2 protein-coding genes are annotated in these 681 nt (G+C 38.9%); both read right to left on the bottom strand.

Annotated elements, in window-relative coordinates; genetic code table 11:
* Nucleotides 1-263, bottom strand: a 263-nt coding sequence (locus R8O10_RS25360) for a hypothetical protein (RefSeq protein WP_318191977.1), incomplete at its 3' end; no start/stop codon positions are given.
* A gap of 129 nt (nt 264-392) precedes the next feature.
* On the bottom strand, nt 393-681 hold a 289-nt coding region (locus R8O10_RS25355), incomplete at its 5' end, for a VOC family protein (RefSeq protein WP_318191976.1).

The raw sequence follows: 681 nt of genomic DNA, 5'->3' as shown, positions 1-681 counted from the left end.
TCACCAATTAGAATAAAATCATTAGTATTACCTGGTTTTCGATAGTTAAAAAGACTCATCCGCTTCGATGGGTTTTTAGATACACCAAACTTTATTACATTTAATGTTGAAGAATAAGCTACATAAAAATTATCAGCTTCTTTCTTCCAACGAGAAAAACCGTCATGTTCCATAAACCAAACCTCAAACATCTCAAATGAGGAAAGTCTATAAAACATACAACTGTAGAGCTTACCATATTGCGCCATACCAATAAGAGGCATAACGCCGCGTTAAGTGGTGAGCAACGCATACCACCAAACTTAAAGTATTGTGCCGTAAACACTTAAACCGAAGCAAAACAAAAATGCCAAGCGTTGGGAATCCCTCTTAAATTGCTTGTTATGTGCGTGCTATTTGGTTGCTCTGTTTAGTTGCAGTAAATCCCATTTGTTACCATAGAGATCTTGGAATACCACCACTGTACCGTACTCTTCAACTCGTGGCTCTTCATTAAATACAATGCCATTTGTCTTCATTAATTCGTAGTCTCGCCAGAAATTGTTAGTTTGTAAGAACAAGAACACACGACCACCCGTTTGATTCCCTACTGCTTGCATTTGTTCTGGTGTACTCGCTTGAGCCAAAAGCAGGTTCGTACCACTGGAATTTGGAGGAGAAACTTGAACCCAGCGTTTACCA

The sequence above is a fragment of the Vibrio sp. 1727 genome (genome assembly GCF_033344415.1).
Lineage (GTDB): Bacteria > Pseudomonadota > Gammaproteobacteria > Enterobacterales > Vibrionaceae > Vibrio > Vibrio alginolyticus.
Note: the sequence above shows the minus strand (reverse complement) of the source record. Positions and strands in the feature narration are given on the sequence as shown.